Source organism: Kaistia soli DSM 19436, from assembly GCF_900129325.1.
Classification (GTDB): Bacteria; Pseudomonadota; Alphaproteobacteria; order Rhizobiales; family Kaistiaceae; genus Kaistia; species Kaistia soli.
In genome coordinates this window covers 1,458,165-1,473,359 of sequence record NZ_FQUP01000001.1, presented here as the reverse complement: position 1 = coordinate 1,473,359, position 15,195 = coordinate 1,458,165, and the positions used below count along the sequence as shown (strand labels likewise).

The window sequence follows — 15,195 nt, the reverse complement described above, 5'->3', positions numbered from 1 at the left end:
CACACGACGCATTATCCATCCGCCGCTCGGCGAGCAGAAGGCCCCAATTCGACTATGACCGAGATCAACGGACCTGCATCCCGAGTCCAGGGCGCCGCCGAATCCTTCGGCTTATCCGTGATTCCCCGGATTATGCCCGAGAAGACGCGCACTGCGGAAGAGGCCGCGGCCGCTTGCGGCTGCTCAGTGAACGAAATCGTCAAATCCCTGGTGTTTCGCGGCACGCAGTCCGGCAGAGGCGTGCTCCTGCTCGTCTCGGGTGCCAACCGGGTCGACGAGAAAAAGGTGGTCGGGCCGATCGGCGAGCCGATCACCCGGCCGGACGCCGCCTTCGTGCGCGCCCTCACCGGCTTTGCCATCGGAGGCATCCCGCCTTTCGGTCATGCGACACCATTGCCGACCTTCATCGACCGCGACCTGCTGGCGCATGAAACCGTCTGGGCCGCGGCGGGAACGCCGCACGCCATCTTCGCCATCGATCCGAAAATGCTGGCTACGGCGATCGGTGCCGTCATCATCGACGTCAAATAGCTGCGCCCCGCATGGGTCCGAGGCGCCGCCGCAGCGCCTTGCGACGCGCGGCGATGGGTTCTGTCCGATGCGGCGTGCGATGGGAGATGGATAGGAATGCAGCATCGTTTCAACGAGCAGGCCGGCCCGGCAAGGTGGATCGGCGGCACCCTGGCCGCGACGATGCTGGTCGTCGGAATGCTTGCGTCGCCCGCGATGGCCGCGACCGTACTGAAACGCGGCCTCGTCGGACCGGTAACGACGCTCGACCCGCAAAAGGCGGCGACGGCCAGCGAAACGGCGCTCTTGCTGGATCTCTTCGAAGGGCTCGTGACACGCGATGCCGACGGCAGGATCACGCCTGGCGCCGCCAGCAGTTGGACCATCAGCGCCGACGGCCTCACTTATACGTTCACGCTGCGCGACGGCGCACGCTGGTCGAATGGCGATACCGTCGAGGCGGCCGACTTCGTCGCCTCCTTCCGCCGGCTGTTCGATCCGGCCACCGAGGCGACCGAGGACGGGCCCCTGCAGGCGATCGCCAATGCCGGCGCCGTCAAAACGGGCGCTGCCAAGCCCGACACGCTCGGCGTCGCTGCGAATGACGAGAAGACACTTACGATCCGGCTCGATCAGGTCACGCCGACCTTCCTGGAAAGGCTGGCCTCGCCCGTGGCGCTGCCTGTCAATGTGGCGGCGGCGAAGAAACTCGGCACCGACTATGCGTCTGGGTCCAAGCTCGTCTCTAACGGCCCCTATACGCTCGGCAGTGCAGGCGCCCGAAGCACCTATGTCCTGGCCAAGAACCCGCGCTGGAATGGAACTGGGGCACCCTCGATCGACAGCGTGGTCTACCGCCCCTTCGACGGAGCGGCGTCCTGCCTTGCGGCCTATCGGCTCGGCGAGATCGACATCTGTCCCGACGTCCCCACCGAGAATCTCCCGGATCTCAAGGCCGAATTCGGCGACGCGCTGCATGTTGCGCCCTATGCCGGCACCTATTTCTACGTCGTGAACACGCGAGAGAAGCCCTTCGATGATCCACGCGTGCGACGCGCCCTAAGCCTTTCGATCGATCGCGCGGACCTGGCCGCGAAGGCGTGGTCCGGCGGCATGCTGCCGGCCGATGATCTTGTTCCCTCCGGACTGGCGCCAGCATCCCCTGCTCCGGAAGCACCGATCGCCGCCCGGCGGGATGAGGCACGCGACCTCCTCGCTGCCGCCGGGTTCGGATCCGGCAAGCCGCCACTGAAGCTCGCGATCCGCGTCGGCAGCGGCATGGCGCATGAGGCGACGGCGCGGTTGGTCATGGATGATTGGAAGATGATCGGCGTCGAGGGCCGCGTCGTGAGCGAGCCGGACGGCTCGCATTTCGGCGCGCTACGCGACGGCGCGGACTTCGATCTCGCCTGGGCCGGCTGGATCGCCGACGAGACGGATGCGCTTGCCATGCTGGAAATCCTGAAAAGCGGCGGGCGGTTTAACTATGGCCGCTACGCCAATCCCGAGCTTGACCGATTGATCACCGCCGCCAATGCAGAGATCGATCCGGCCAAGCGCAATGACGATCTCGCCAAGGCCAGCGCGCTTGTCGCGACCGACGCGCCGGTCATTCCCCTGCTATCCTATGCAGCGCTCGGTCTTGTGTCCCCCAAGGTGACAGGCTGGACCGACAATCTGCTCAATCAGCACCCGACCCGGATGCTTGGCGTTGTGCCGTAGAGTCGCGAAAAAGGCCCGGACGCGATGTCCGGGCCTTCAAAGTCTGGAGCCGAGAGAGGCTTAGCGGCAGGCCGTGGCGTGGCGACGACCATAGCTGTCGACCCAATAGCAGCGCTTGCTGGCCGCATCGCCAATGACGGCGCCGCCGAGTGCACCGACGCCGGCACCGATGGCCGCGCTCTGAACGTTGCCGCCCGCGATTCCGCCGACGGCCGCGCCGGCCAGGCCGCCGACGACGGCGCCGTCACCGGCTCCGGAGCCCGTCGAACAACCGGCCAGCGCCGCGCCGGCCAGCGACACCGCAACGATCAAAATGGATGCCTTCATTTCAAGAACTCCTCTGGCGCGGTCCACCGTTGGCCGCCTTCGCGGGGAAAATGCCTCTGGGAGCGAATTCGTTCCCGCATTGCCCGACAAAGACCAACGGCGGGACCGTCCGATACCCGCCTGAGAAGAAACATAGGGCAGCAATATGAAACAAAAACGGCCGGGCAAGGCCCGGCCGTTCCGAATGGAAATGCGCGCGTTCAGCGGCAGGCGGTGTAGTGCTTGCGACCCTGCTGGTCGACCCAGTAGCACTTGCCGGTCGCGTCGGCGATGATCGCGCCGCCGATGGCGCCGACACCGGCGCCGATGGCCGCGCCACCCCAGGTGCCCGTGGCCAGGCCACCGACCGCTGCGCCGGCGAGACCGCCGACAACCGCGCCGTCGCCGGCGCGCGAGCCGGTGGTCGGCGTGTTGCAGCCCGCAAGCAATGCACCGAACAGCGCGATCGAGACGAGGGTCGTGACCTTCTTCATTCTGAAGTCCTCCTTTGGACGTTGCTGGGTAATGCCCAGCGTCTGGCTTTGCAGCCGCAATTGAACACCCGTTTGCGGAAACAGACCCTTACGACGACAAGCATCGCGAAGAAATACGTCACACACATCCCGACAGGGACCAGGCTCAAGCGGAAGCCTAGCCGTTCTCCGGCGTCCGGAGAAGAGGCAAGCGCCCTCCAGCTTGGCGCAAGGTGACCAAAGTCACAGCGGCGTTCAGACGATGCCGCTGGAGCTGCCGCCGGAAGACGGCCGCTGTTCTGTGACGCGGGCGCGGTATCCGGAGGCGCGATAGGTGCCGATCGGGTCGATCGCGCCGCCTTTCGCGAGCCGAGCCTTGGCGATGATCGGGCCGACATCGGTTGTGAAGGCCCGCTTCAGCGTCTGATTGGCCATCAGTGCATCATTCGAGTCCTGAAAGGCGGCAAGCACCGGCCGGTCGACGAGGAGCGCCTGCGCATAGGCGCGCAGAATCTCGATCGCGCTCGCCATGAGACTCTCGATTGGATCGGTAACATTGTGCGACTGGTCGATCATATAGGCCGGGTTGAAGCCCGGCGCCTTGCGATGATCGGCATCGACGAGTTCGTTGAAGATCAGGAAAAGCTGGAACGGGTTGATCGAACCGGCGTCGAGATCGTCGTCGCCATATTTCGAATCATTGAAATGGAAGCCGGCAAGCTTCTCGAACTGGATCAGCCGCGCGACGATCATCTCGATATTGACGTTCGGCGCGTGGTGGCCGAGGTCGACGAGGCAGAACGCTTTGGGTCCAAGTTCCTTGGCGATCAGGTAGTTGGTCCCCCAATCCTGCACCACGGTCGAGTAGAAGGCAGGCTCATAGAGCTTGTGCTCGGTGAAGACCCGCCAGTCGTCCGGCAGCGCCGCATAGACGGTCTTCATTGCATCCAGATAATGCTCGAAGGCTCGGGTGAAGTTGGACTGTCCGGGGAAGTTTGAACCGTCGCCGACCCAGACCGTGAGAGCCTTGGAGCCCAGCACCTTGCCGATCTCGATCGTCTCGATGTTGTGCTCGATCGCCTGCTGCCGCACGGCGACATCCGCATGCGACAGCGAGCCGAACTTGTAGGACAGCGCCTGATCCTTGGCGTCCGAGAACGTGTTCGAATTCATCGCGTCGAAGCCGAGACCGAGCTGGTCGCCCTTCGCCTTCAGCGCGGCCGGATCCGCCTTGTCCCAGGGATTGTGCAGCGAGACGGTCGGCGTCGAGCGTGTGAGTTGGTTGATGACGGCGCAGTCGTCCAGCTTCTCGAAGATGCCGCGCGGCTCGCCGGGACCAGCGAAGCGGGCAAAGCGCGTGCCGCCGGTGCCGACGCCCCACGAGGGGATCGCGACCGAAAACGACGCCACCTTGCGCGTGATGGCATCGATATCGATGCCGCGACGGTCGAGCTGTTCGCCGAGCGAGGCATAGTCATTGGCGAGCGCCGCCTCCCCCGCTTTGTTGTTCTCGGCGAGGAGCTCGGCGGAAATCGGAAGATCGGTCATGCTGCGGGTCCTCCCCGGAGGGCGTTTCGTTTTCTTCGTGTCGATGCTCGATTGAGGGCGATCGACCATTCGCTAGGCGGAGTCGGCTGGCGAAGCTTTCGAGAACCGGAGCGGAGCGGACTTTCGTCCGTGAACACCGGAAGCGCAGAAAGGCGCGTCAGACGACCCGCATAGTAGAATGGACGGCGACCTCAGCGGGTGAAGCTGATGGCGTTACCTGCATCCACATTGATGATGTTGCCGGTCGACTTGGCTGAAAGATCGGCGGCAAAGAAGAAGGCGGCCTCGGCGATATCGTCCGGGAACACGCTCCGCTTCAGAAGCGAACGATTGCGGTAGAATTCCTCGAGGTCGTCCTCGCCGATCTTGTTGGACTCGGCGCGCTGCTGGCGCCATTCGCCCTGCCAGATCTTCGAGCCGCGCAGCACCGCATCCGGATTGATCGTGTTGACGCGGATGCCGAACGGCGCCCCTTCGAGCGCCAGGCAGCGGGCGAGATGAATCTCGGCCGCCTTGGCGGTGCAGTAGGCGGAAGCGCCGGCCGAAGCGGCCAGGCCGTTCTTCGAGGCGATGAAGACGATCGAGCCGCCGAGCTTCTGCGTCTTCATGATCCGATAGGCGGAGCGCGAGACGAGGAAATAGCCGGTGGCGAGGATCGCGATGTTGCGATCCCAAGTCTCAAGCGTCGTTTCCTCGAAGGGCGCCGCCGAGGAGATGCCGGCATTGGAAACGAGAATGTCGATTCCGCCGAAGGCGAGCAGCGTTTCGTCGAACGCCTTCTCGACATCGCTCTCGCTGGTCACATTGGCGATCACGCCGCGGATATTGTCCTTGCCGAAAGCCCTGCCAAACGAGGCGACGGTGTCGTCGAGCGCCTTCTGGTCTATATCGGCGATCATCACCACCGCGCCCTCGCGCAGATAGCGCGCCGCCGTCGCCGAGCCGATGCCGCCCGCGCCGCCGGTGATGAAAGCAATGCGGCCCGCGAGGCTCTTCGGCTTCGGCATCCGCTGGAGCTTCGCTTCCTCCAGCAGCCAGTATTCGATGTCGAACGCCTCCTGCTCGTCGAGACCGACATAGGTCGAGACGGTCGAGGCGCCGCGCATCACGTTGATGGCGTTGACATAGAACTCGCCCGAGATGCGGGCCGTCGCCTTGTCGCGGGCAAAGGTGATCATGCCGACGCCGGGGACGAGATAGACGACGGCGTTCGGATCGCGCATCGCCGGGCTGTCGGGATGCTTGCAGCGCTCGTAATACGCCGCGTAGTCGGCGCGATAGGCGTCGAGCGCCGCGTCGAGGCCGGCGATCACCGCGTCGATATTGTCTGCAGCCGGATCATAGTCGAGCACCAGCGGGCGGATCTTCGTGCGCAGGAAATGGTCCGGGCAGGACGTGCCGAGCGCCGCCAGCGGCTTCAGATTGGCCGAATTGACGAATTCGAGCACCGCCGGCTGATCGTCAAAATGGCCGATCTTCGATTCCGTCTTGCCGATGCGGCCCCGAATTTCGGGCATCAGGCGCGCGGCGATGGCGCGGCGCTTCTCGGCATCGGCCGAGCTTGCGACCGCCCCGCCAAAGATCGCCTTGCCTTCGGTCTCCTTGGCGAACCATGCGATCGCCTTGTTGATGATCTCGAGCGTCAGCTCGTAGCAATCCTTGGCATTGTCAGCCCAGGTGAAGAGGCCATGGCTTTCCAGAACCACGCCCTTGGCGTTGGGGTTCTCATTGGCGAATTTCGACAGCCGGAGGCCGAGCTCGAAGCCGGGCCGCTTCCAAGGCAGCCAGCCGATCTCGTCGCCATAAATGAGCTTGGTCAGCTCCTTGGAGTTCTTCGACGCCGCGATGGCGATGATCGCGTCGGGATGCATGTGATCGACATGCGTGTAGGGCACATAGGCATGCAGCGGCGTGTCGATCGATGCAGCGCGCGGATTGAGGTTGAAGGTGCAGTGCGGCAGCAGCCCCACCATCTCGTCCTCATAGGCAAGGCCGCGATAGATGCCTTTCAGCGCCTCGAGCTTCGACTGGTAGAGGGTCGCGAAACCGTCAAGCTTGATCGAGCCGACATCGCCGCCCGAGCCCTTGACCCAGAGGACCGTGACATCCTCGCCCGTGAGCGGGTCCTTCTCCGTCACCTTCGCCGATGTGTTGCCACCGCCGAAATTGGTGATGCGCTTGTCGGATCCGAGCAGATTTGACCGATAGAGCAGCAGCTCGGACTCGTTCATTCCGGCCGTTTTGGCATCGTCCCAGCGATTGTCGAGAAGGTGTGAAGTGCCTGTCATGATCGGAAATGCCCGCTTTCGAAGCCAAGCCGGCTGGAACCTCGCCCTGCCGACACGCAAAGACGCGCCACGACGGATGTCGGGGCGGTCGGATGCCCAAGCTTTCTCAGGCGACGCGCGCCTTGTCAATCATGCGCGATCACAAACGGTCATATTGCGTCGCAATACGCTCAAAATTGCCGCTGCTGCGGCGCGATAGAGCCTTGCTGCGACGCAGTATAAGTGGTTTTGATCGAAATTGATTGACACAGCTTCACGTGCCTGCAAGATCAGGCCGTCTGGGAGGGCACATGCACGAAATCGAACGCCAGCGGATCATTCTGGGGGAGATCGCCGACCGTCCGGTCGTGACGGTCGCCCAATTGGTCGAGCTGACGGGCGCGTCCGAGGCGACGATCCGCCGCGATATCAACGCTCTCCACCAGGACGGCAAGCTGCACAAGGTGCGCGGGGGCGCTGAAGCGCTGCATCCGCCGCAGCTGGTCGGCATCGGCGGGCGCCATTTCTCGGTCAGCGAGCAGATGAACGTCGCCCAGAAGCGCGCGATCGCCAAGGCGGCCGTCGATCTGTGCGAGGACGGCGATTCGATCATCATCAATGGCGGCACGACCACCTTCCAGATGGTCGATCATCTTGCCAGCCGGCGCATGCAGATCCTGACCAACTCCTTCGCCATTGCCGAAACGCTGGTCCACACCTCGAAGAACACGATCATCCTGCCGGGCGGCGCCGTCTATCGCGAGCAGAGCCTGATCCTGTCGCCGTTCGAGAACGACGTGACGCGCAATTTCTATGCGCGGCGGATGTTCATGAGCGCTCAGGGCGTCAGCCCGATCGGCATCATGGAAGGCGATCCGCTGCTCATCCAGGCCGAGCAAAAGCTGATCAACCAGGCGGAGGAGCTGATCCTTCTTGTCGATTCCACCAAATTCGAACGCCGCTCCTCGCTCATCCTCTGCGCGCTCGATCGCGTTGCGATGATCATCACCGACAACGGCATCAAGAACCGCGACGCCAAGCTGATCGGCGAGGCAGGGGTGCGTCTCCTGGTCGTCGAACCCGATCAGAACGAAGTCTCCGAGGCAATGGGAACGCCATGACCACCACCCTCGCGACGGAGGACGCATCGGCCACGCCGCTCGTCCAGCTCCGCAACATCTCGAAGACCTTCGGCGGCATCAAGGTTCTCAAGAACGTCGATTTTGACGTCCGCCGCGGCGAGGTTCACGCCCTGCTCGGCGAGAACGGTGCCGGGAAGTCGACGCTGATCAAGATCCTGTCCGGCTTCCATCATCCCGACGAGGGCGGCGAGCTGACTGTCAACGGGGCGCCTGTCGCCTTTTCCGCGCCGCGCGACGCCCGCAACGCCGGCATCGCCACCGTCTACCAGGAACTGCTGCTGTTCCCCGATATGACCGTGGCCGAGAACATCTTCATCGGTCACGCACCGCGCACCGGCATGGCGCTCGACTGGAACGAGATGCGCCGCCGCGCCCGCGCCCTGCTCGATGATCTCGACAGCCCCGATCTCGACGTCGATGCCCGGGTCGGCGGGCTTTCCGTTGCCAATCGGCAGCGCGTCGAGATCGCCAAGGCTCTGTCGCAGGACGCACGGCTGCTCATCATGGATGAGCCGACCGCCTCGCTTGCCGACGCCGATGTTCGGCGGCTGCTGGACGTCGTGCGGCGCCTCCGGGCGCGCGGCGTCGCCATCATCTATATCAGCCACCGCATGCCGGAGATTTTTGCGCTGGCCGATCGCGTCACGGTGCTCCGCGACGGCGCGCTGATCGGCACACGGCCGATCGGCGAGGTCGACGATGCCGCCCTCGTCTCGATGATGGTGGGCCGCTCGATCGACCAGCTGTTCCCCAAGGTCACGGTGCCGATCGGCGCGCCGGTGCTGGAGCTTCGCAACGTCTCGTTCAAGGACGAGGTGCAGGACATCTCGCTGGTCCTGCGCGCCGGAGAGATCCTCGGCATCGCCGGCCTCGTCGGGTCGGGGCGCACCGAACTCGCGCTCACCATCTTCGGCATCACGCCGGCGACCTCCGGCGAGATCCTGCTCAACGGCGAACCTGTCACGATCCGAAGCCCGCGGCAGGCGCGCGACATCGGCATCGCCTATGTGCCCGAGGATCGCGGGCTGCAGGGCCTCGTCAAGGCGCAGACCATCCGCGAGAACGTCTCGATGGCGCTGCTCTCCCGCATCTCCAGGGCCTCGATCGTCAACCGGGCGCTCGAATCCTCCATGGCCCGCGATGCCATCGCCCGGTTCGGCATCCGCGCCCGCGGCCCCGAGCAGCGCGCCGGCCAGCTTTCGGGTGGCAACCAGCAGAAGGTCGTGCTCGCCAAATGGGTCGCGACCAATCCGAAGGTCCTGATCATGGACGAACCGACGCGCGGTATCGACGTCGGCGCCAAATCGGAAATCCACGCGCTGATGTGCAAGCTCGCCGGGGAAGGGCTCGCGGTCATCATGATCTCGAGCGAGTTGCCCGAAGTGCTTGGCATGAGCGATCGTATCCTCGTCATGAATGGTGGCCGCATGGTCAAGACCTTCGACCGCAGCGAGGCGACGCCTGACGTCGTCGGCGCGGCCATGACCCACGCCGGCGCCGCGCATGGCCGCGCCGAACAGGCAGGGAGCGCGCCATGAGCCTCGACATCGCCGCTCCGCGTCGCTCGGCCTCGACAGGCGTCTTCGCGCGGACAATCGGCACTTATGGCCAGGAATTCATCATCCTCGCCGCGATCGTCGCGCTGTTCATCGTGGTCGGCTTCATCGCGCCACGCTTCGTCAGCCAGACCAATCTCACCAGCATCTTCAGCGGCAATGCCTATATCGCCGTCGCCGCGATCGGCATGTCGATGGTGATCATCTCCGGTCACATCGACGTCTCCGTCGGATCGCTGATCGGCGTGCTCGCCACGATCGCGGGAACGCTGGCGGTCAACGGCTATCCGATCTGGATTGCCTGGTGCGCGCCGATCGTAGTCGGCATGGTCATCACCTCGCTGATCGGCGCGCTCGTCGCCTATGTGCGCATCCCCTCGATCGTCGTGACGCTCGGCATGCTTTCGATCCTCAAAGGCGGGCTGATCAGCCTGACCGGAGGTGCCTGGATCACCAACCTGCCGCCCGATTTCCTGATCGCGCAATTCCGCCTGTTCGGCGTCCCCTCGCCCGTCTGGTTCATGCTCGGCCTGACGATCGTCGCGGCGATGTTCATGCGCTACACCGCCTTTGGCCGATCGATCTATGCGATTGGCGGCAATCCGGAAGCGGCGCGCGTCGCCGGCATCCGCGTCGAGCGTTCGACGGTCGCGATTTTCGCCATCCACGGCTTCTTCGCCGGCATCGCGGCGATTCTGTTCGCGACACAGCTGCAGGTGATCCAGTCGACCGTTCCAGCCGGCCTCGAGCTCACGGTCATCACGGCTTCGGTCGTCGGCGGCGTCTCGATCCTCGGCGGCACCGGCACCGTGGTCGGCTCGACGCTTGCCGCCATCCTTTTCGCCGCGATCGGCTCCTCGCTGATCTTCCTCAATGTTTCGGCCTATTGGCTGCGCTCGGTGCAGGGTCTCCTGATCCTCGCCACCGTGCTCGCCGACATGGCCCGCCGCCGCGGGGTCAAGTGATCGCCATGACCATGACGCTCCGTTCCTTCCTGCGCCATGAGGCCGTGCTCGGCTTCCTCCTGATCGTCGTGCTGTTCCTGCTGGCGCAGCAGTCCGACAAGTTCTTCACCACGGCCAATATCCTGAACCAGGGTCGCCTGATGGCGGAGGTCGGGCTGATCGCCTTGCCGATGACCTTCGTCATCATCACCGGCGGCATCGACCTTTCCGTCGGATCGATCCTCGGCCTCTGCGCCATCCTGCTTGGGGTGTTCTGGCACAATCTCGGCCTGCCGCTGCCGGTCGCGATGGTCCTGGCCATCGTCGTCGGCGGCATCGCCGGGCTGATCAACGGGCTGATCATCACACGCTTCAAGGTGCCACCGCTGATCGCCACGCTCGCGACGCTGGCGCTCTATCGCGGCCTTGCCGAAGGCATCAGCCAGGCGCGCTCCGTGCGCGGTTATCCGGACTGGTTCTTCGTGCTCGGCCAGGGCGAAGTGCTCGGCGTACCGACCCAGCTCTGGATCCTGGTGATCTTCGCGATCATCGCCGCTGCGATCCTCGGCCTCACCACATTCGGCCGCGCCACCTATGCAGTTGGCGCCAACGAGACCGCCGCGCGCTTCTCGGGCATCAATGTCGATCGCACCAAGCTGCTGATCTACACCGGCGCCGGCCTGATTTCGGGCCTTGCCGCGGTGATCTTCGTCTCGCGCGTCTCGACGACGCGTTCGGACATGGGCACGGGCGTCGAACTCGACGTCATCACGGCGGTGGTACTCGGCGGCACGTCGATCTTCGGCGGCCGCGGTACCATCATCGGCACGGTGGTCGGTCTGATCCTCGTCCAGGCGCTCAAGAACGGTCTCGCCCTTTCGGGCGTCAAGGGTGACGGCACCATCGTCGTCATCGGCCTTGTCCTGATCCTCGCCATCCTGGCGACCAACCTCTTCAGCCGCAACGGCGACGGCTGATCATAGACGACTGCGGGAGAAGGAGCCTCGCCGACAACGGCTCCACCGAAACATGTTCGAGGAGGAGATGAACATGAAGAAGAAGACAGTGTTGCTCGCAGCTGGCCTGGTCTTGGCCAGCTCGGCCGCCTACGCGGCATCGTGGACCGGCGGCGACGATCTGCCGACCAGCCCACTCGCCTGCGATGGCACCCCCGGCACGGTCGCCGCCAAGCCCTATGACGGCGGCGTCCCGACCAATCCGCCGGATCGCAACGGCAAGAAGATTACCGTCGTCGACATTCCGAAGCTGATCGGCATCGGCTATTTCAATGCCACGTCGAAGGGCATCGCCGACGCCGCCAAGGAACTTGGCAATGTGGATGCCAAGACCGACGGCCCGACCAAGGCCAATATCGACGAGCAGATCACCTTCATCGACAACTATGTGACCTCGGGCGTCGACGGCATCTTGTTCGCCGCCAACGATCCGGTCGCGATCGCCCCGGTCCTGAAGAAGGCGCTGGCAGCCGGCATCAACGTCGTCGGCTATGACGCGAATTCGACCCCCGACGCCCGCCAGTGGTTCGTCAACCAGGCCGAGTTCAATGGCATCGGCAAGACGATGATCGACTCGCTCGCCAAGGAAATCGGCGAGGACGGCTCGTTCGCGATCGTCACCTCGACCTTCACCACGCCGAACCAGGCGCGCTGGATCGCCGAGATGAGCGCCTATGCCGAGAAGTGCCATCCCAACCTGAAGTGGCTGGAGACGGTCGAGGCCCAGGAAGACAACGTCCTGTCGTTCAACCAGGCCACCACGCTGATCAACAAATATGGTGATCAGCTGAAGGGCATCGTCGGCATGACCTCCGTCGCGACCCCGGCCTCGGCCGAGGCCGTCACGCAGGCCGGCCAGTGCGGCAAGGTCGCTGTCGTCGGCCTCGCCACGCCGAATGCGATGAAGCCCTATGTCGAGAAGGACTGCGTCAAGTCGGTCGTTCTGTGGAATCCCGTCGATCTCGGCTATGCGGCAGCTTATGTGCTGCGCGCCGCCGCCGACGGCACCCTGAAGCCGGGCGACACGTCCGTGAAGGCCGGCAAGCTCGGCGAGCTGCAGGTCGTGAACGGCTCCGAGATCCTGCTCGGCGCACCGTTCGTGTTCGACAAGGCCAATATCGGCCAGTTCGACTTCTAGTTCGAATTGACCGGCGCGCGAGGCATGGCAACCCCATGCCTCGCGTTTCCATGCAAGCACGGTGCGGAGTTTTGATGTGGCCGGATCATCGCGCCTCGAAGCGCTTGTCGCCTTATCGGCTCGCATCGGCCACGACCCGCTAAAGACGCAGGCCGCGGGCGGAAATACCTCGCTCAAGGAGGATGGCGCCCTCTGGATCAAGGCCTCCGGCACATGGCTCGCCGAAGCGGAGACGCGCGATATCTTCCTTCCGGTCGCGCTAGCGCCGCTCACCGCCGCCGTCGAAGCCAATGATCCGCGCGCCGCCAAGGCAACCGATTTCATCATTCCAGACGAGAACCTGCTCGGCCTTCGCCCCTCTGTCGAAACGTCGGTGCATGCGGTCGTTCCGTTTGCCGTCGTGCTGCATGTCCACTGCATCGAGACCGTGGCGCTCGCCGTCCGCGCCGACGCAGCAGACGTCATTGCCGAACGTCTCCGCCCGCTCGGCGACGTCATCCACTGTCACATCCCCTATCTGAAGCCCGGCCTGCCGCTCGCCCGCGCGATCCAAGCCGCAGCAAACCCCGGCACCAATGTCGTGACGTTGGGCAATCACGGCCTCATCGTCGCGGCCGACGATGTCGGTGCGGCCGGCGCCCTGCTTGACCGCGTCTCGAACGCGCTTGCCTCGCCGGTTCGCGCTGCGCCGCCGGCGGATACCGCGTTCCTCGCCGAGCTTGCCGATGGCTCCAACTGGCGCCTGCCGGCAGATCCCGTCGCGCATGCAACCGCGACAGACCCGGAACGCCTCGCGATCGCGCGCCAGGGTTCGCTCTATCCCGATCATGTCGTCTTCCTTGGAAGCGCCGTGGCCGTCCTGCCCGAGGGCGGGAAGCCGGTGGAATTCGTCAGCGACGCCGCGGTGCCGCAAATGCTGCTCGTTGTGCCTGGCAAAGGCGTGCTGATCCATCGCGACGTGCTGCGCGGAGGTGACGATCTCGCCCGCGCGCTCGCCGAGGTGACGGGCCGGATCGCAGGGAACACGCCACTGCGGGTCCTCTCGGCTGACGAGGAGCGTGAATTGTTCAACTGGGACGCCGAGATCTACCGGCGCGCGCTCGCCCGGACAGCCCCCGCATCACCGCAGCCATGACAGAAAAACCGGCCGCCATCGCCGTCCTCGACATCGGCAAGTCGAACGCGAAGCTCGCGCTCATCGACCGCGAAAGCGGCGCGATGCGATCGATCCGCACGATGAAGAATGTCGTGCGCGCGGGACCACCCTATCCGCATTTCGATGTCGAGACGATCTGGGCATGGCTGATTGCGGGACTTGCCGAGGCGAGCGCGGCCGTCGATGTCGAGGTAATCGCCGTGACCACGCATGGCGCGGCGATCACCGTGTTGGACGAAGACGGGCTCGTGCTGCCCGTGCTCGATTATGAGTATCCCGGCCCGGATAGCGTGGCGGACGCCTATCGCGCCGTACGTGGCGACTTTGCCGAGATCCTGTCGCCCGATCTGCCGGGCGGGCTCAATGCCGGGCGCCAACTCTTCTGGCTCGCCCGAAGCTTTCCGGAGGACTTCGGCCGCGCGACCACGATCCTGCCCTATCCGCAATACTGGGTCTGGCGGCTGACCGGCCGCCGCGTCGCCGAGCCGACCTCGTTCGGCGCCCATTCCGATCTCTGGAACGCCGGCGCCGGCATCTATTCCGGCCTCGCGATCCGCGAAGGCTGGACCGAACTGTTTCCGCCGCAGATGGCGCCCTGGGATGAGGTAGGGCCAGTCCTTGCCGACATTGCCGAAGCCGCGCGGCTGCCCGCACGATGCCGTGTCGTTGCCGGCATCCATGACAGCAATGCGAGCCTCCTGCCGCATATCCTGTCTCGCCCCCTGCCCTTCGCCGTCATCTCGACCGGCACCTGGATGATCACCTTCGCCGCCGGCGGCAGCCTCGACCGGCTCGACCAGACCCGCGGCGGCCTCGCTTATGTCGATGCCTTCGCACGACCCGTCCCCTCGACGATGTCGATGACCGGCCGAGAATTCGAGATCCTCACCGCCGGTCGGGCGAAAGCGCCGACCAGCGACGAGATCGCCCGCGTCATCGCTGAAGAAATCATGGCGCTGCCCGGTTTCGTTCCCGGCGCCGGACCTTACGGCCAGCGCCAGGGCCGCTGGACGCATGATCCGGAAAGCCTCACCGATGGCGAGCGGACGACGGCAGCCAGCCTCTATGCCGCCCTCGTCGCGGACACCTCGCTGCGCCTTGCCGGCGCCGAGGGTCCGGTGCTGATCGAGGGCCCGCTGGCGAAAAGCCCGCTCTTCCTCTCGGCGCTCGCGGCGCTGGTGGACCGGTCGGTGATCGGCCGTCCCGATGCCACCGGCACAACCGAAGGCGCTGCCCTCCTCGCCGACGGACCGGAGCACGCGCGTCGAGGCGCCGCCGATCCGGCGCCCGCGGTCCCGCTTGGCGGCGGCTTTCCTGCCTATGCGGCGGCCTGGCGGACAGCCGCCGGAGACTGAACATCCGTTGCGGCGACGCCATGGCCGAATCCGGCTATCCTGGCGCCTCGTTTCACGCCAAG

Annotated in this window: 13 protein-coding genes; 9 read left to right on the top strand and 4 right to left on the bottom strand. The window is 65.0% G+C overall.

Translation table 11 applies throughout. The annotated features are described in order from the left end of the window. Positions 1-54: 54 nt before the first annotated feature. Complete coding sequence (locus BUB39_RS07200; protein WP_073052252.1) at positions 55-531, top strand: YbaK/EbsC family protein; 477 nt, start codon at positions 55-57, stop codon at positions 529-531. Between the two features lie 96 nt (positions 532-627). Then, entirely contained in the window at positions 628-2,232 is a 1,605-nt protein-coding gene (locus tag BUB39_RS07195; RefSeq protein WP_084526954.1) for a peptide ABC transporter substrate-binding protein, read from the top strand. 60 nt (positions 2,233-2,292) lie between these two features. Here BUB39_RS07195 and BUB39_RS07190 read toward each other — a convergent pair whose 3' ends face one another. The 4 genes from BUB39_RS07190 to BUB39_RS07175 form a co-directional block, all read right to left on the bottom strand. Then, positions 2,293-2,559 (bottom strand): glycine zipper domain-containing protein, encoded by a 267-nt coding sequence (locus BUB39_RS07190; protein ID WP_073052251.1) that lies wholly within the window; start codon positions 2,557-2,559, stop codon positions 2,293-2,295. 200 nt (positions 2,560-2,759) lie between these two features. Continuing rightward, positions 2,760-3,032 (bottom strand): glycine zipper domain-containing protein, encoded by a 273-nt coding sequence (locus BUB39_RS07185; RefSeq protein ID WP_073052250.1) that lies wholly within the window; start codon positions 3,030-3,032, stop codon positions 2,760-2,762. 234 nt (positions 3,033-3,266) lie between these two features. Next, the gene (gene rhaI, locus BUB39_RS07180) at positions 3,267-4,559 is read right to left on the bottom strand and encodes an L-rhamnose catabolism isomerase (protein ID WP_073052249.1); all 1,293 of its coding nucleotides are present in this window, start codon (positions 4,557-4,559) and stop codon (positions 3,267-3,269) included. Between the two features lie 191 nt (positions 4,560-4,750). Continuing rightward, the gene (locus tag BUB39_RS07175) at positions 4,751-6,847 is read right to left on the bottom strand and encodes a bifunctional rhamnulose-1-phosphate aldolase/short-chain dehydrogenase (protein ID WP_073052248.1); all 2,097 of its coding nucleotides are present in this window, start codon (positions 6,845-6,847) and stop codon (positions 4,751-4,753) included. A 290-nt stretch (positions 6,848-7,137) separates the two neighbouring features. Here BUB39_RS07175 and BUB39_RS07170 point away from each other — a divergent pair, with 290 nt between their 5' ends. The 7 genes from BUB39_RS07170 (at position 7,138) to BUB39_RS07140 (ending at position 15,133) form a co-directional block, all read left to right on the top strand. Next, complete coding sequence (locus tag BUB39_RS07170) at positions 7,138-7,947, top strand: DeoR/GlpR family DNA-binding transcription regulator (RefSeq protein WP_073052247.1); 810 nt, start codon at positions 7,138-7,140, stop codon at positions 7,945-7,947. Further along, the gene (locus tag BUB39_RS07165; protein WP_073052246.1) at positions 7,944-9,506 is read left to right on the top strand and encodes a sugar ABC transporter ATP-binding protein; all 1,563 of its coding nucleotides are present in this window, start codon (positions 7,944-7,946) and stop codon (positions 9,504-9,506) included. The genes BUB39_RS07170 and BUB39_RS07165 overlap by 4 nt, the downstream gene beginning before the upstream one ends. Then, the gene (locus tag BUB39_RS07160) at positions 9,503-10,489 is read left to right on the top strand and encodes an ABC transporter permease (RefSeq protein WP_073052245.1); all 987 of its coding nucleotides are present in this window, start codon (positions 9,503-9,505) and stop codon (positions 10,487-10,489) included. Before BUB39_RS07165 ends, BUB39_RS07160 begins: the two co-directional genes overlap by 4 nt. 5 nt (positions 10,490-10,494) lie before the next feature. Then, positions 10,495-11,445 carry an ABC transporter permease gene (locus BUB39_RS07155; protein WP_073052244.1) on the top strand — a complete coding sequence of 317 codons (951 nt, stop codon included), beginning with the start codon at positions 10,495-10,497 and terminating at the stop codon, positions 11,443-11,445. 73 nt (positions 11,446-11,518) lie between these two features. Beyond that, positions 11,519-12,622, top strand: coding sequence for an autoinducer 2 ABC transporter substrate-binding protein (locus BUB39_RS07150; protein ID WP_073052848.1), 1,104 nt, complete (start codon positions 11,519-11,521; stop codon positions 12,620-12,622). 76 nt (positions 12,623-12,698) lie between these two features. Next, positions 12,699-13,757 (top strand): class II aldolase/adducin family protein, encoded by a 1,059-nt coding sequence (locus BUB39_RS07145; RefSeq protein WP_073052243.1) that lies wholly within the window; start codon positions 12,699-12,701, stop codon positions 13,755-13,757. Beyond that, positions 13,754-15,133, top strand: a complete 1,380-nt coding sequence (locus tag BUB39_RS07140) for an FGGY-family carbohydrate kinase (RefSeq protein ID WP_073052242.1) — start codon at positions 13,754-13,756, stop codon at positions 15,131-15,133. The genes BUB39_RS07145 and BUB39_RS07140 overlap by 4 nt, the downstream gene beginning before the upstream one ends. Positions 15,134-15,195 lie beyond the last annotated feature (62 nt).

Coding starts and splice junctions, on each gene's coding strand:
- BUB39_RS07200 (WP_073052252.1), top strand. CDS start 55: ATGACCGAGATCAACGGACCTGCATCCCGAGTCCAGGGCGCCGCCGAA.
- BUB39_RS07195 (WP_084526954.1), top strand. CDS start 628: ATGCAGCATCGTTTCAACGAGCAGGCCGGCCCGGCAAGGTGGATCGGC.
- BUB39_RS07190 (WP_073052251.1), bottom strand. CDS start 2,559: ATGAAGGCATCCATTTTGATCGTTGCGGTGTCGCTGGCCGGCGCGGCG.
- BUB39_RS07185 (WP_073052250.1), bottom strand. CDS start 3,032: ATGAAGAAGGTCACGACCCTCGTCTCGATCGCGCTGTTCGGTGCATTG.
- rhaI (WP_073052249.1), bottom strand. CDS start 4,559: ATGACCGATCTTCCGATTTCCGCCGAGCTCCTCGCCGAGAACAACAAA.
- BUB39_RS07175 (WP_073052248.1), bottom strand. CDS start 6,847: ATGACAGGCACTTCACACCTTCTCGACAATCGCTGGGACGATGCCAAA.
- BUB39_RS07170 (WP_073052247.1), top strand. CDS start 7,138: ATGCACGAAATCGAACGCCAGCGGATCATTCTGGGGGAGATCGCCGAC.
- BUB39_RS07165 (WP_073052246.1), top strand. CDS start 7,944: ATGACCACCACCCTCGCGACGGAGGACGCATCGGCCACGCCGCTCGTC.
- BUB39_RS07160 (WP_073052245.1), top strand. CDS start 9,503: ATGAGCCTCGACATCGCCGCTCCGCGTCGCTCGGCCTCGACAGGCGTC.
- BUB39_RS07155 (WP_073052244.1), top strand. CDS start 10,495: ATGACCATGACGCTCCGTTCCTTCCTGCGCCATGAGGCCGTGCTCGGC.
- BUB39_RS07150 (WP_073052848.1), top strand. CDS start 11,519: ATGAAGAAGAAGACAGTGTTGCTCGCAGCTGGCCTGGTCTTGGCCAGC.
- BUB39_RS07140 (WP_073052242.1), top strand. CDS start 13,754: ATGACAGAAAAACCGGCCGCCATCGCCGTCCTCGACATCGGCAAGTCG.